This window comes from Arthrobacter agilis (assembly GCF_030816075.1).
Classification (GTDB): domain Bacteria; phylum Actinomycetota; class Actinomycetes; order Actinomycetales; family Micrococcaceae; genus Arthrobacter_D; species Arthrobacter_D agilis_E.
Genome location: NZ_JAUSXO010000001.1, coordinates 2,109,167 through 2,121,817, shown reverse-complemented (window position 1 = coordinate 2,121,817; position 12,651 = coordinate 2,109,167). Strand labels below are relative to the sequence as shown.

General features: G+C 70.4%; 13 protein-coding genes, 1 other RNA gene and 1 pseudogene. 9 read left to right on the top strand and 6 right to left on the bottom strand.

Annotated elements, in window-relative coordinates; all coding sequences use genetic code 11:
- Nucleotides 1-130 precede the first annotated feature (130 nt).
- From ftsE to QFZ50_RS09850, 9 genes and pseudogenes are all read left to right on the top strand, one after another.
- Nucleotides 131-835, top strand: coding sequence for a cell division ATP-binding protein FtsE (gene ftsE / locus QFZ50_RS09890; protein WP_307083785.1), 705 nt, complete (start codon nucleotides 131-133; stop codon nucleotides 833-835).
- Nucleotides 832-1,746 (top strand): permease-like cell division protein FtsX, encoded by a 915-nt coding sequence (gene ftsX, locus QFZ50_RS09885; protein ID WP_307083783.1) that lies wholly within the window; start codon nucleotides 832-834, stop codon nucleotides 1,744-1,746. Before ftsE ends, ftsX begins: the two co-directional genes overlap by 4 nt.
- A 4-nt stretch (nucleotides 1,747-1,750) precedes the next feature.
- Complete coding sequence (locus QFZ50_RS09880) at nucleotides 1,751-3,286, top strand: M23 family metallopeptidase (protein WP_307083781.1); 1,536 nt, start codon at nucleotides 1,751-1,753, stop codon at nucleotides 3,284-3,286.
- Between the two features lie 71 nt (nucleotides 3,287-3,357).
- Nucleotides 3,358-3,831 carry an SsrA-binding protein SmpB gene (gene smpB / locus QFZ50_RS09875; RefSeq protein ID WP_105030166.1) on the top strand — a complete coding sequence of 158 codons (474 nt, stop codon included), beginning with the start codon at nucleotides 3,358-3,360 and terminating at the stop codon, nucleotides 3,829-3,831.
- Nucleotides 3,828-4,199 carry a hypothetical protein gene (locus tag QFZ50_RS09870; RefSeq protein ID WP_307083777.1) on the top strand — a complete coding sequence of 124 codons (372 nt, stop codon included), beginning with the start codon at nucleotides 3,828-3,830 and terminating at the stop codon, nucleotides 4,197-4,199. Before smpB ends, QFZ50_RS09870 begins: the two co-directional genes overlap by 4 nt.
- Nucleotides 4,200-4,316: 117 nt before the next feature.
- Nucleotides 4,317-4,684: a transfer-messenger RNA gene (gene ssrA / locus QFZ50_RS09865) on the top strand.
- Between the two features lie 76 nt (nucleotides 4,685-4,760).
- Nucleotides 4,761-4,988, top strand: a complete 228-nt coding sequence (locus QFZ50_RS09860) for a hypothetical protein (protein WP_307083776.1) — start codon at nucleotides 4,761-4,763, stop codon at nucleotides 4,986-4,988.
- Nucleotides 4,989-5,027: 39 nt separating this feature from the next.
- Nucleotides 5,028-6,743, top strand: a pseudogene (locus tag QFZ50_RS09855) (alpha-galactosidase); the annotation flags it as partial.
- A gap of 109 nt (nucleotides 6,744-6,852) precedes the next feature.
- A complete protein-coding gene (locus tag QFZ50_RS09850; RefSeq protein WP_307086745.1) occupies nucleotides 6,853-7,170 on the top strand; it encodes a GH36 C-terminal domain-containing protein in 318 nt (105 codons plus the stop codon).
- 39 nt (nucleotides 7,171-7,209) lie between these two features.
- Here QFZ50_RS09850 and QFZ50_RS09845 read toward each other — a convergent pair whose 3' ends face one another.
- The 6 genes from QFZ50_RS09845 to QFZ50_RS09820 form a co-directional block, all read right to left on the bottom strand.
- A complete protein-coding gene (locus QFZ50_RS09845; protein ID WP_307083774.1) occupies nucleotides 7,210-8,310 on the bottom strand; it encodes a carboxylate-amine ligase in 1,101 nt (366 codons plus the stop codon).
- A 120-nt stretch (nucleotides 8,311-8,430) separates the two neighbouring features.
- Complete coding sequence (locus QFZ50_RS09840; protein WP_307083772.1) at nucleotides 8,431-9,228, bottom strand: metal-dependent transcriptional regulator; 798 nt, start codon at nucleotides 9,226-9,228, stop codon at nucleotides 8,431-8,433.
- A complete protein-coding gene (locus tag QFZ50_RS09835; protein ID WP_307083770.1) occupies nucleotides 9,228-10,109 on the bottom strand; it encodes a metal ABC transporter permease in 882 nt (293 codons plus the stop codon). The genes QFZ50_RS09840 and QFZ50_RS09835 overlap by 1 nt, the downstream gene beginning before the upstream one ends.
- Before the next feature lies 1 nt (nucleotide 10,110).
- Nucleotides 10,111-10,932 (bottom strand): metal ABC transporter ATP-binding protein, encoded by an 822-nt coding sequence (locus QFZ50_RS09830; protein ID WP_307083768.1) that lies wholly within the window; start codon nucleotides 10,930-10,932, stop codon nucleotides 10,111-10,113.
- A complete protein-coding gene (locus QFZ50_RS09825) occupies nucleotides 10,929-11,846 on the bottom strand; it encodes a metal ABC transporter substrate-binding protein (protein WP_307083765.1) in 918 nt (305 codons plus the stop codon). Before QFZ50_RS09825 ends, QFZ50_RS09830 begins: the two co-directional genes overlap by 4 nt.
- A gap of 31 nt (nucleotides 11,847-11,877) precedes the next feature.
- Nucleotides 11,878-12,639 carry a class I SAM-dependent methyltransferase gene (locus tag QFZ50_RS09820; RefSeq protein WP_307083763.1) on the bottom strand — a complete coding sequence of 254 codons (762 nt, stop codon included), beginning with the start codon at nucleotides 12,637-12,639 and terminating at the stop codon, nucleotides 11,878-11,880.
- Nucleotides 12,640-12,651: the final 12 nt, after the last annotated feature.

The following is a 12,651-nucleotide window of genomic DNA, read 5'->3' as shown; positions in this document are numbered from 1 at the left end:
TGGAGCTCTTGCGTGCGACACACCGGCGGGGTAGTGGGCGACGCGTGATGCTGTCGTTATAGTCGAGGAGCCGCGGCTTCCTCCCCCCAGCCAATGCCCGTGCCCGGCGCACCTGGGCGCTTAAGTGGTCATGATCCGATTCGATAACGTCACGAAGAACTACGACCAGCAGTCGCACCCTGCCCTCGACGCCGTCTCGCTCGACGTGGACCGCGGTGAGTTCGTCTTCCTCGTCGGCGCCTCGGGCTCCGGCAAGTCGACCTTCATCCGCCTGGTCCTCAAGGAGGACAGCGTCTCGCGGGGCGCCGTGTACGTCGCCGGCCAGAACGTCGCCAACATCCCGAGCTGGCGGGTCCCGCGTCTCCGCCGCGGTATCGGCGTGGTGTTCCAGGACTTCCGCCTGCTGCCCAACAAGACGGTCTTCTCCAATGTGGCGTTCGCGATGCAGGTCATCGGCAAGAGCCGCGCCGTCATCCGCGAGACCGTCCCGGACGTCCTCGCCACCGTGGGGCTCGAGGGCAAGAACAACCGCATGCCGCACGAGCTCTCCGGCGGCGAGCAGCAGCGCGTCGCGATCGCGCGTGCCATCGTCAACCGTCCCGGCATCCTGCTCGCCGACGAGCCCACCGGCAACCTGGACCCGACGACGTCCATGGGCATCATGAAGGTGCTCGACAGGATCAACCAGAACGGCACCACGGTGGTCATGGCCACGCACGACGACGACATCGTCAACACCATGCGCAAGCGCGTCGTCGAGCTCCGAAGCGGCTCCGTGGTGCGCGACGACGCGCAGGGCATCTACGTCGGCGACGCCGGGGCCATGGTCGAATGAGGCTCGCGTTCATCCTCGCCGAGATCGGCTCGGGCATCCGCCGGAACCTGTCCATGGTCACGTCCGTGATCCTCGTGACCTTCATCTCGCTGACCTTCGTGGGTGCGGCCGGGCTGTTCCAGCTGCAGATCGGCCAGATGAAGGGCTACTGGTACGACCGCGTGCAGGTCACCATCTACCTCTGCGTCGACAACTCCTCGCAGGCCAGCTGCGCCACCGGCCCGGTGACGGAGGACCAGCGCGCCGCCATCGAGGCGAAGCTGGAGTCGGAGCAGTTCGCCCCGTACGTCGACACCGTGACCTACGAATCGCAGGAGGAGGCGCTCGGCCACTTCCGCGACCAGTTCGCCAACTCGCCGATCGTCGACTCCGTCACCGCGGACCAGCTCCCCGAGTCGTTCCGCGTCAGCCTCGTGGACGCCGAGAAGTACGAGGTCATCGACGAGGCCTTCTCCTCGGAGCCAGGCGTCGACGCCGTCAGCGACCAGCGGGACTTCCTCGAGGCCATCTTCCGCTACATGAACTGGGCGTCCGTCGTCGCGCTCGTGATCGCGGGCATCATGACGTTCTGCGCCATCCTGCTCATCGCGACCACCATCCGCCTCTCCGCCTTCAGCCGCCGTCGGGAGACCGGCATCATGCGCCTCGTCGGAGCCTCGAAGGCCGTCATCCAGCTGCCGTTCGTCCTGGAGGGCGTGATAGCGGCCGTGATCGGCGCGATCCTCGCGTCCGCAACGCTCTGGGGTGCGTCGCGCTTCGTCATCGACGGCTGGCTCGTGAAGACCTTCCCGCAGACTGCGTTCATCTCGTCGCAGCAGGTCCTGATCCTCGTCCCCGCGCTCATACTGCTCGGGGCCGTCCTCGCAGGGCTCTCATCCCTGCTCACCCTCCGACGATACGTAAAGGTCTAGCATCATGCCGCTCAGCGCCAGGGGACACGTGCGCCCGTCAGGAACCTTCTGGCGGGCAGGGCAGGACAGGAAGGCCTTCGTGGTCCGCGGGACGGCGGGCAGCTCGATAGCCCTCGTCGTCGCGCTCGCCCTCGGTTTCAGCACGCCGGTCGTCGCGGACGAACTCGACGACCGCAAGAGCGCACTCGAGCACGAGATCGAGGAGGTCCAGCAGTCGATGGAGTACCTCGACTCCGACATCGCCGAGACCATCGGGGCCCTCAAGACCTACCAGGGCCAGCTCCCCGCCGCGCAGCAGGCGCTCACCGATGCCCAGGGCGAGGTCGAGACGGCTGCCGGCGAGGCCGAGGCCCTGGCGGTCCGCGTCGAGCTGGCGCAGGAGACGAAGAACAAGATCGCCGAGGAGCTGCGCGCCGACCAGCAGGAGATGGACGAGACCCGCGTGGTCATCGGCCAGATCGCCACCGAGGCGTACAAGAACGGCGGGGTCCCCACCAACGTGTCCCTACTGATGGGAGCGGACGACGTCGAGGACTTCACCGAGTCGATGGACCTGGTGGACCAGGCCCTGCGCAGCCAGAACGCCGCCATGGAGCGCCTCTCGGAACAGAGTGCGACGAACGCGAACAGCCAGGCACGCCTCGTCGCCGTCGAAGCGGAGATCACCACCCTGAAGGACAAGGCCGACGCCGCCCTCGCCGCGGAGCAGGCGGCACGGGACGCCGCCGCCACCGAGAAGGGGAAGGTGGACAAGCTCGTCGCCGACACCTCCGCCCTCTCGAACAAGCTGCAGGAGCAGAAGCCGGTCATCGAGGCGAAACTCGCCGGTGTCGAGAAGGCGCAGCAGCAGGTCAACGCCGATATCGCCGAACGCCAGCGCCGCCAGCTCGAGGAAGCCCGCAAGGCGGAGGAGGCGCGGCTGAAGGCCGAGGCCGAGGCCGCAGCCCGGGCCGAGCAGGCGCGTCGCCAGGCCGAGGCCGAGGCCGCCGCCGCCGCGGAGACGGCACGGCGGGAAGCCGAGGCGGCGGCCGCCAACCGTCCGGCGCCGGCCCCCGTCCAGCCGGTCGCCGTCCAGCCGGTCATCCCGGCGGCTCCGGCACCGGTGGCGTCGAGCCCCAGTGCTTTCGGCCTCAGGTCCCCGGTGAACGCGCCGATCAGCTCGGGCTTCGGCTGGCGCCCGACGCCGGTGGGCACCATCGACTTCAACGGCACCGGCGGCTACACGCACACCGGGATCGACTACGGTGTGGGCTGCGGGACACCGCTCTACGCTCCGGCCGCAGGGGAGGTCTGGTACGCGGACTCGAACGTCCTGCCCGGTGCCGGGAACCGGATCGTGCTCAACCACGGCGTCGTGGGCGGCAACGCGCTCGCCACGAACTTCTACCACCTGACGAGCTTCCTGGTCTCTCCCGGCCAGCGTGTCAGCGCAGGCCAGCTGATCGGCTACACCGGTACCACCGGCAATTCGACCGGCTGCCACCTGCACTTCGAGACGATGCTCAACGGCACGCTCGTCGATCCGATGGGTCTGCTCTAGGTCGTAGGATGGAAGGCACTGTCCATCCGCGGACCGCCGTCCGCAGCAGTGTCCCACGAAGGAGAGTTGCCGTGCCGAAGGAAAGTGGCCGGAAAGTGGTGGCCACCAATCGGAAGGCCTTCCACGACTACGCGGTGCTCGACACCTATGAGGCGGGCATCGCCCTCATGGGCACCGAGGTGAAATCCCTCCGCGCGGGACGTGCCTCCCTGATCGACGGCTACGCCATCTTCTACGGCGACGAACTGTGGCTCGAGGGCATCCACATCTCCGAGTACTCCCAGGGCAGCTGGACCAACCACGCCGCCCGCCGCCGGAGGAAGCTGCTCCTGCACCGTGAGGAACTCACCAAGATCTCCCAGAAGATCCGCGAGTCGGGTTTCACCCTCGTGCCCCTGCAGCTCTATTTCCTGAACGGCAGGGCCAAGGTGGAGATCGCCGTGGCCCGGGGCAAGCGCGACTACGACAAGCGCCAGACCCTGCGGGAGAAGCAGGACAACCGGGAGGCGCTGCGCGCCATGCGCGAGAAGAACCTCGGCGCGTGAGCGATGTCTTCTGGGACGCCCAGGAGGACGAGCCCGAGGTCTCCGAACTGACCTACCGGCGCCCGTGGTGGGTGACGGTCACAGCCCTCGTGGACCTCGTCCTGCTGCTCGTGGTGGTGCCCGTCGGCATCCTCTCCCTGATCCCTTTCGTCTTCCTGGTCTACGTCTTCTTCGCGCAGGTCCTCGTCTGGATCTCGCCCGTGCTGCTCGCCCTCAACGTCGCGGTCTTCTGGTGGAGCTTCCGGCGCAAGCAGGCGGCGACCACCGCCCTGGCCGCCCTCGGCATCGCCTTCGTCACCCTCTCCTTCGTCGTCGTCGGTCTCTGGCAGGCGCCCGTCGTCGTCCTGGGGCTCACACTCCGGGGCTAGGCCGTCGTCGTTCTCCGTCAGCGAAGCCCTCCCGGTGCATCCTCCGCGTGCGGTAGACTTCTGAAGTCGGAGGGCCGGTGGGCTTCCCGGCACAGGGATCACTTGATAACTGAACATGGGGATGACAGGTTTCGACGATGTTAGTCGCGACAGGGGAAGCGGGCCGAGGATACAGGGTTATCTCGTAAACGCTCCTTGTAAAACAATAAGTGCCGAACAAAAGCGCACTGACTTCGCTCTCGCTGCCTAAGCAGCCTAGCTAGTCCGTCAGCCCGGGTTTGCTCTCGCCCCGGATCCTGGCGTCATTTAGAGGGCCACTGCTCCCGGTCCTCGTTGTAGGGACCGGGGGGACTCTTATACAACTGGGCTTGGCAGCCACTCGTCTGCACGATGGCTGGAGCCGAGAAAAACCGACGCAGACTGCGCCCGGAGAAGCCCTGACTACACTGCATCGGACGCGGGTTCAATTCCCGCCATCTCCACCACCCACGAAGCGCTCCGCCGGTACCCGGCGGGGCGCTTCGTCGTACCGGTTCCGGGAGCGCGAACTACACTTGGCCAATGAGCTGGACTGACAGGCCGCCGTCGTGGCTCCCGCCGCTGCCGCCGCCCCACAGGGGACGTGCTCTGATCGTGCTCGGCTGGATCCTCGTCGGCGGGACGTTCGTCTACATCTTCGTCATGAGCTACCTCGGCGGCACGCACACCCTGCTCACCCTGGTGCCGCTGCTGGTCGGCCTCCTGTGCCTCATCATCGGCCTGCTGCGCCGGGACACCCGCCCGCGGTAGCATGTTGCCGTGCAGTTAATTACACGATAAAAATAAAGAATGATTTTCGAACCCCTCCACCTCTCGCGCGGGGGCACCAGTGTGGTGCTCGAACCCCACCCCCACGGACTGCCGGCCCTCACCTACTGGGGCCCCGACCTCGGCGACACGGGGGACCTGGTGGCCCTCGCCGCCGCCCAGCAGCCGCAGCGCGTGTCGGGCGGCATCGACGTGCCCGCCCGCCTCACCCTGCTTCCCCTCCAGTCCGCCGGCTGGCAGGGCACGCCCGGCCTGACGGGGGACCGCTCCGGGACGCATCTCTACCCGCGGTTCACGGTGGTGTCGGTCGACTGCCCGCCGGGTTCCGCGGCAGCCGTCATCGAGGCGCGCGACGACGACGCCGGGCTCGCCCTGACCGCGCACGTGGGCCTCACGGCGTCGGGCCTGTTCACGCAGCGCCTGGTGCTCACCAACACGGGCGACGACGAGTACGAGGTACGCTCGCTGGCCCTGTTCTTCCCGCTCCACCACACCGCCGCCGAGGTCCTGGATACCACGGGCCGCCACCTCCGCGAGCGCTCCCCCCAACGGCACGCCCTGACCGCCGGTACCTATGCCCGCACGAGCCGGCGCGGGAGGCCCGGCGCCGACGCCACGGTGCTCCTCGCGGCAGGTGCCCACGGTTTCGGCTTCGAGCACGGCAGGGTGCAGGGTGTGCACCTCGCCTGGAGCGGCAACCAGCAGGTCCTGGTGGAGAAGACGCCGGCCAGCGCGGGTTTCCTCGCGGCGGGCGAGGTGCTGTCGCCCCGCGAGGTCGTCCTCGCACCCGGGGAGAGCTACGCCACCCCCGAGGCCATCGGCTCCTGGGGCGAGGGCCTCAACGAACTCGCCGCGCGCTTCCATCGCGATCTCCGGGCGAGGCCCTCGCATCCGCAGCGCCCCCGCCCCGTGACCCTCAACACCTGGGAGGCCGTGTACTTCGACCTGGACCTCCCGCGCCTGCTGGCCCTGGCGGACCGGGCGGCCTCACTCGGCGTCGAGCGGTTCGTGCTCGACGACGGCTGGTTCCGGGGCCGGCGGGACGACACCTCGAGCCTCGGCGACTGGTACGTGGACGAGACGGTCTGGCCGGACGGCCTGGCCCCGATCATCGACCACGTCCGCGGACTCGGCATGGAGTTCGGGCTCTGGTTCGAACCCGAGATGGTCAATCCGGACTCCGACCTGGCGCGGGCCCACCCGGACTGGATCCTGCAGCCCGAGGGGCGCCTGCCCCTGCCGGGGCGGCAGCAGCAGGTGCTCGACCTCGGGAACCCGGACGCCTATGCGTACATCCTCGAACGCATGGACGGGATCCTGTCGGCCGACGACATCGCCTACGTGAAGTGGGACCACAACAGGGACCTGCTCGAGGCAGCGGATGAACGCACGGGACACGCGGCCGTGCACCGGCACGTCCTGGCGCTCTACCGGCTGCTGGACGAGCTGCGGCGGCGCCACCCGGGCCTCGAGATCGAGAGCTGCGCGTCGGGGGGAGCGCGCGTGGACCTCGGTATCCTCGCGCGGACGGACCGCATCTGGACGAGCGACTGCATCGACCCCCTGGAGCGGCTCGTCAATCAGAAGTACACGGGGCTCGTGGTGCCCCCCGAGCTCATGGGGATGCACGTGGGCGGGCCCGTCTCGCACTCGACCGGCCGGGCGCACACCCTGCCCTTCCGGGCCGGCACCGCCGTCTTCGGGCACTACGGCATCGAGTGGGACATCTCCGACCTCACGGACGAGGAGTACGCGGTGCTCGGCCGGTACGTCGGACTCCACCGGTCCTGGCGCCGGGACCTGCACCGCGGCACCGTCGTGCACGCCGACCCTGACGGACCCGGCGATGGATGTGCGGGGCGTCGTGTCGGAGGACCGCCGGCGAGCGCTCTTCGGGTACTCGCTTACGGGCTCGAGCGCGAGCTACCCGCCCGGTCCGCTGACCTTCCCGGGCCTGGACCCGGACACGCTGTACACGGTGCGGCCGGCGGTGCCGGAGGAGGGGCATCCCGGCAACGGGCAGTCGCCGCTGGCCTGGCTGCAGTCCGCGCTCGACGGCGTGCCGCTGCGGCTGTCCGGTCGGGTGCTCGCCCAGGCGGGGCTCCAGGCACCCGTGCTGCTGCCCGAGCAGACCCTGCTCATCGAGTTCCACGCGGCGGACTGACGCAGCCGGGCCGCAGGGCGGGGTCACCGGCCCTGCGGCTCAGCCGCCGTGGGCGAGGGTGCTCCCGTAGAGCGACAGGAGGGACTCCATGCCGCCCTCGCGCATGGCCCGCCGCTGGCGCTCGGCTCCCGTGCCACGTTCCGCCAGGGTGGTGAGCCCGGATCGGACGGAGTCGGTGTCGCCCTCGGCTTCGAGGGCGGCGCCGACGTATTCGAGGAAGGCGTCGAGGTGCTGCCGCGCGGGGACGGGTTCCGCCGTGGCGAGGTCCACGAGGTTGCGTTCCATGCCGTCCCTCGCGCCCTGCCAGAGCGCGGCGTCGAGCAGTTCCGGATCCGGCACGAGCGGCGCGGTGTCGGCCTCGGCGTCCTGCAGCGCCGTGACCACGAGGGCGCGGGTCAGCGCCCCGAGGAGGACGGCGTCCTGTGCCTCGAGCTGCACGTCGCAGGCCCTCAGCTCGAGCGTGGGGTAGCGGTCCGAGAGCCGCGCGACCCATGTGAGGACCCCGCGGTCGAGGATGGCGCCGGTGGCGCTGATGGCCGTGATGCGGCGCTCGTAGTCCGCGGCGTCCGCGAAGTAGGGTGCCACGCCCTGGACCGCCCAGCGCCGGTAGTGGATGACGCGCCAGCTGCCGAACCCGCTGTCCCGGCCGAGCCAGTAGGGCGAGTTCACCCCGAGCGCGGTCAGCAGCGGGATCCAGGGACGGATGCGGTTGAGGGCCTGGACCCCGCGCTCCTGGTCCGGCACGGCGACGTGCACGTGCAGTCCGTTGACGAACTGGTCCCCGACGATGCCGGGCGCGGTGGCGCGCAGGTCCTCGTAGCGCTGCTTGTCGGTGAGTTCGGGGTAGGCCTGCGGGATCCACGGCGCCGTGCCGGTGGCGGCCCCGATGCTGTCCGTGCGCGCTACCGCGTCGGAGAGCGTCCGGCGGAAGGTCAGCAAGGACTCCTCGGCCTGCGCCAGGGTCTCGCACACGGGCGTGGCCGTCTCGATCTGGCAGGAGAGCAGCTCACGCTGGATCTCGTCCTCGCCGATCTCCGGCACGGCCTCGAGCAGCGCCTGGACCTCCTCGGCGCGGTGGGCCGGCAGCCCGGACACCGGTTCGAGGAGCAGGTACTCCTCCTCAAGTCCGAGAGTGGTCATCGGGGGACTCCGTCCGGGCGTCGGGAACAGGGCGACGCGCGGGGCGCGCATCCCGCCCAGTCTAGGAGCGGACGCCGTACGAGGGCGACACGGTTGGCTCCGCGGCGCGTCCGGCGCCGGTCACCCGGCCGCGGGCCGCCCTGGGTCGTGGAGCGTGCACCCGTCATGGCGCGTGGTCGTCTCGATCCACAGCGCGCGGGCGAGCGCCGCATCGACCGTGAGCGACCGGGCGGGGGAGGGGACCGGGTCGGGGGCCACTGCGCCCGCGGGGCGGGTTCCCTGCCCGGGCACCGCGCCGATGCGCAGTTCGAGCAGGGAACCGGCGCCGTGCCGTTCCAGGAGCAGCTCGTCGTCGAGGCCGATCCCGTGGCGGACGAGGAAGCGCAGGACGGCGGGGTCGCCGTCGCTCACCCGCACGAGCCGGCCCGCATGGCCGTCGTCCACGCCGTCGAGGCGATGGGCCGGCGGATACCGGACGGAACCGTCGGCCGCAGGGATCGGATCCCCGTGGGGATCGCGCCGCGGGTGGCCGAGCTTCGCGTCCAGGCGCTCGATGAAGGCGTCCGAGACCGTGTGCTCGAGCAGCTCGGCCTCGTCGTGGACCTCGTCCCAGCCGTACCCGAGTTCCGTGACCAGGAAGGTCTCGATGAGCCGGTGCCGCCGCACCATGGCGAGGGCGAGCGCACGGCCCGAGGGGGTCAGGCTGACGGGCCCGTACTTCCGGTGGTCCGCGAGCCCGAGGTCGACGAGCTTCGCGACCATCCCCGTCACCGAGGAGTTGGCGACGGACAGGCGCTCGGCCAGGTGCGTGGCGGTCACGGCCTCCGCCTGCCACTCCGTGAAGGCGTAGATGGCCTTCACGTAGTCCTGCACGCTGGTCGACTCGATGCTGAGGACGGCGCCCCTGCGCCCCGCCATCAGGCGGCCACCCGGGTGCCCGTGCCCCCGCGGGCACCCGAGCGGCGACGGGCCTGCCAGAGGATCCCGTCGGGACGGGCGACGAGGTAGACCACGGCGAACACGAGGGCCTGGCACAGCACCACCGCCGCACCCGTGGAGATGTCCAGGTAGTAGCTGGCGTAGATGCCGGCGACGGACGCTGCCACGGTGAGCACGACGGCGATGACCAGCATGCGGTCGAAACTGCGGGACAGCAGGAAGGCCGTGGCGCCCGGCGTGATGAGCATGGCCACGACGAGGATGATCCCGACGGCCTGCAGGCCGACGACGACGGTGAGGGCGAGCAGTCCGAGCAGCAGCGCCGACAGGAACCGCGTGTTGAGCCCGATCACGTGCGCGTGCGTGCGGTCGAAGGCGAGGAGGGTGAGGTCGCGCCGTTTGAACAGCAGGACGGCGAGGGTCAGGGCGCCGAGGACCAGCACCTGCCACACGTCCCCGGCGGACACCCCGAGGACGTTGCCGAACAGGATGTGCATGAGGTCGATCTGTGATGGCGTCGCGGACACGATGGCGAGCCCCGCGGCGAAGAGGGCCGTGAAGACCACCCCGATCACGGTGTCGGCCTTCAGCTTCGTGGTGGACCGCACGATCCCGATGAGGGCGACCGCGCCCGCGCCGAAGACGAAGGCACCGATGGAGAAGGGGATACCGAGGATGTAGGCGAGGGCCACGCCGGGCAGGACGGCATGCGAGACGGCGTCGCCCATGAGGGACCAGCCCATGAGGATCAGCCAGCACGAGAGGACGGCGGCCACGACGGCTGCGGCGACCGTGACGGCGAGGGCGCGGGTCAGGAACCCGTACTGCAGGGGTTCGAGCAGGAAGGTGAGGACGTCCACGTCAGGATCCTCCGTCCGACAGCGAGGCCGACGCCGCGGCAGGCGCCGCGGGAGCCGTGTCGACCGGAGCACGGGGCGCCGGGTCCGGAGGTGCGGCCCCGAAGGCCCGGGCGAGGTTGCCGTGGGTGAGCACCTCCGACGGGTCGCCGGCTGCCAGGACCCGCCGGTGCAGGAGGACCGCCTCGTCACAGAGGGCGGGGACCCCGGCGAGGTCGTGGGTCGAGACCAGCACCGAGCGGCCCTCGTCCCGGAGCGACTTCAGGAGGCCGGTCATCGTGCGCTCGCTCGCCTGGTCCACGCCCGCGAACGGCTCGTCGAGCAGGAGCAGCCGGGCGTCCTGCGCGATGCTCCGGGCGATGAAGACCCGCTTGCGCTGCCCGCCGGACAGCTGGCCGATCTGCCGTCTCCGCAGCGCGGTCAGGCCTACCCGCTCGAGGGCGTCGTCGACGGCGGCGCGTTCGGCGGCACCGAGGCGGCGGGCGGCGCCCAACCGTCCGTACAGTCCCATGGCGACGACGTCGGACACGGAGACCGGGAAGGTCCAGTCGACCTCCTCGGCCTGCGGCATGTAGGCGACGAGGCCCCGCTTGCGCGCCTGGGCCGTGGTCATCCCGAAGAGCTCCACGCTGCCCTCGCGCGGGACCAGGAGCCCCATGAGGGCCTTGAAGAGGGTCGACTTCCCCGAGCCGTTCACGCCGATCAGCCCGCAGATCCTGCCGGCGGCCAGGGTCACCGAGACGTCGTCGAGCGCGTGCACCTCGTTGTACCGGACGCTGAGGTCCCGGACGTCGAGCACCGGTGTACCGGCTCCGTTCGTGGTCATCGTGCGATTCCTTCCGCGATGGTCTCGAGGTCGTAGCGGATGAGGTCGAGGAACGTCGGTACGGGCCCGTCGGCCTCGGACAGCGAGTCCACGTAGAGGGTGCCGCCCAGGTCCGCCCCGGTGGCCAGCGCCACCTGCTGCTGGGCGGACGCGTTGACGGTCGATTCGCAGAACAGCGTCGGCACACGGTGTTCTTCCACGAAACCGATGACGTCCCGGATCTGTCGGGGCGTGCCCTCGGAGTCGGCGTTCACCGGCCAGATGAACGCCTCGGCGAGGCCGGCGTCCCGGGCGAGGTAGGAGAACGCCCCCTCGCAGGTCACCAGGGCCGGCGCGCCGACGCCGGCGACGTCCGCGCGGAAGGCTTCCAGCAGATCCGCGAGATCCTCCTTCAGCGCCTGTCCGTTCGCCTCGAAGTCGGCAGCCTGGTCCGGAACGAGCCCGGAGAGGGCCTCCACCGTGTTGTCGACGTAGATCTGGGCGGCGAGGGGGGACATCCATGCGTGCGGATTGGCGTGGCCGCTGTAGTCGCCGGACCGGATGTCCACGGGTTCCACGCCGTCGGACAGGACCACGTGGGGGGCGTCGACCGCGGTGAGGAAGCGTTCGAACCACCGCTCGAGCCCCAGCCCGTTGTCGAGGATCAGATCCGCGTCCTGCGCCCGGACGAGGTCCGACGGCGTGGGTTCGTAGCCGTGGATCTCCGCACCGACCTTCGTGATCGACTCGACGCGCACATGCCCTCCCGCGACGGTGCCGGCGAGGTCCGCGAGCACGGAGAAGGTGGTCAGGACGAGTGGACGGTCATCCACCGGCTCCGGGCGTCCCGGGGAGGCGGCGCACCCGCTCAGTACGGCGAGCAGGACGACCCACCACGCGAGGCGTGCGGACGGGGACCGCCGGAGTTGAGGCATACCTAAAACTAGCCTTTAGGCATGCCGAAATCTAGGCGGGGAGCAGGGCCGCGCGCCACGCGTGCGTGTAATAGGGGATCCGGACGACGGCCTCGGCCGGGAAGGCCAGGTAATCGGTGAGGTACCAGAGGAGGTTCGCCTCGACGCGGGCCCGCCCCGCGGACGAGGCACGCCGATAGTAGCTGCGGGACCGCGCGAGATCCACGATGCCGGGGACGGTCAGTTCCTGGGACCAGCGGACGAGGATCTCCTCGGGCGGCCCGAAGGACGGCCCGAAGGCCGGGCGATAGGCGGGGGAGAAGACATCACCCGCGTGCATGATGCGGGACAGGCGATGGACCCAGGGCAGGGTGACGTCGAGCTGGTTCCAGAGCAGGGCGAGCCGTCCTCCGGGCGTCAGCACCCGCGCGGCCTCCCGGACCGTCGCCGGGTGGTCGCACCAGTGCCAGGCCTGGGCCAGCGTGAGCAGGTCCACGGAGGCGTCCGGCAGGTGCGAGTGCTCCGCCGTGCCGCGGACGGCGGGCACGGAGGGGAGCCGGGTCGAGAGGACGGCCAGCATGTCCTCGGACGGGTCGACGGCGGTGACGCCGAGGCCGCGTGCGGCCAGCAGGGCGGTGAAGATGCCGGTCCCGGCGCCGAGGTCGGCCGCCCGACGGGCACCTTCAGGGACGACCCAGTCCGCGACGACGTCGGGGTAGCCGGGGCGGACGCGGTCGTACCGTCCTGCACCGGAGAGATAGGCGTCGGCCATCTCCCGCCGGCGCTGCTCGTCGAGGCGCGGCCCGCCCCTCACCACGACATGCCC